General features: G+C 74.0%; 2 protein-coding genes. Both read right to left on the bottom strand.

The window, feature by feature from the left end; all coding sequences use genetic code 11:
- A partial coding sequence (locus Q0379_RS01660; RefSeq protein WP_299003626.1) for an efflux RND transporter periplasmic adaptor subunit occupies positions 1-1,420 on the bottom strand: 1,420 nt, incomplete at its 3' end.
- A partial coding sequence (locus tag Q0379_RS01665) for a TolC family protein (protein WP_299003628.1) occupies positions 1,417-1,776 on the bottom strand: 360 nt, incomplete at its 5' end. The genes Q0379_RS01660 and Q0379_RS01665, both read right to left, overlap by 4 nt.

Here is a 1,776-nt window from a genome sequence, read left to right on the forward strand (position 1 = left end):
CCTTCAGCAGCCTCGGGTCGGCGCGGAAGGTCATGGTCATGGCCGGCCAGCCGATGGCCGGCACGGGGCCGTGCGAGAGGGTGACGCCGTCCGGGGTCACCTGCTCGACGCGGCCGGTGGTTTCGGCCAGGGCCGGCTTGGCCGGGGCCATCGGCTTGGCCATGGGCGTGTCGCCTGGGGGTGTTTGAGGGCCCAAGGCCGGAAGCGGCCGGACCTGCAGGCCCGCCAGGCTGGCCTCGGAATCGACCAGGAACTGGCCCGAGGCGATGACCTTCTGGCCGGAAGACAGGCCGGCCAGGATCTCCGTCCGGCCTCCGGCTTCGCGCCCGGTCCGGACCTCGACGGCCTGGTAGCGGCCGCCGTCGGCGGCCAGCATCACCACGTCGCGCGCCCCGGTGCGGATCACCGCCTCGGACGGGATCAGCAGGGCGGTCCGCGTCGCCGCGTCGAAGGCGATGGTGGCGAACAGGCCAGGCTTGAGGCGGCCGTCGCGGTTGGCCAGTTCGATCCGCGCCTGCAAGGTGCGGCTGTCGCCCTGGGCCTGCGGGAGCACGGCCTGGACCGTCCCGCGCAGGGTCTCGCCCGGATAGGCCGCCAGGGTGACGCCAACGCCCTGGCCCGGACGCAGCTGCCCGGCCTGCGCCTCGGGCACGGCGGCCGTGACCCAGACCCTCGAGAGGCCGTTGATCTCGGCCAGGGTCTGGCCCGCGCCCACGGTCATGCCGGCGCGCACGTCGAGCTTGGAAACGACCCCGCCGAGCGGCGCGGTGATGGTGATCGTCGTGCGCGGCCGCCCGTCTCGGTCGAGACCGGCGACCACGCCGTCGGGCATGCCCAAGAGGCGCAGGCGCTGGCGGGCGGCGGCGCTCAGGGCCGCGTCTCCGGTGCGCCGGACCGCCAGATATTCGGCCTGGGCGCCGCCCCATTCGGGAACCAACAGGTCGGCCAGCGGCGCGCCGGCGGCGATCACGTCGCCCGGCGCGCGGCCATAAACCCGCTGCACGAAACCGCCGCTGCGGGCCTGGACGACGGCGACGTCACGCTGGTTGAAGTCGACGATCCCGGTGGCGGTCAGGCCGCTGGAAAGCGCGCCTTCCTCCACGGTCGCCAGCCGGAAGCCGAGGTTCTGGGCGGCCGAGGGGTCGATCCGCACCCCCGCCGCCGGACCACTGGTTTCGGCCTCGCCGGCGTATTTGGGCGTCAGCGGCATGTCCATGAACGGCGACTTGCCCGGCTTGTCGAAGTGCTGGGCCGGGACCATCGGGTCGTACCAGTAGAGCACCTTGCGGCTGTCGGCCGAGGTCGCCGGCATCGGCGGCTTGGCGGTCAGGCGGGCCAGGCCATAGCCGCCGGCCCCGGCCAGCACGACCAGGGCGGCGCCGGCGCCGAGCAGGGCCTTCATCGAGGGGGAGGGGGTCATTGATCGTCGCTTCCGTAGGTGAGGGTCAGGCGGGCGGCGTCGATGGCGACGGCGGCCTCGCGATCTAGGGTGGTGAGCTGGGCCTCGGCCAGGCTCGAGAAGGCGATCAGCACGTCGGGCAAACCGGCCGCGCCGGAGCCATAGGCGGCGGTCTCCAGCTGGGCCCGCTGCTTGGCCAGCGGCAGCAGCGTGTCGCGGGCCCGCAGCCATTGCTCGTGATGCATGACGTGGTCGGCCAGATCGGCCTCGAGCTGGGCGCTCAGCGCTCGGCGGGCGTCCTCGCGCTGGGCGTCGGCGCGGCCGGCGCTGGCGGTGCGCGCGGCGATCATCGGATCCTGGCGGCTCTTGCCCCACAG

The organism is uncultured Caulobacter sp. (assembly GCF_937900395.1).
Classification (GTDB): Bacteria; Pseudomonadota; Alphaproteobacteria; order Caulobacterales; family Caulobacteraceae; genus Caulobacter.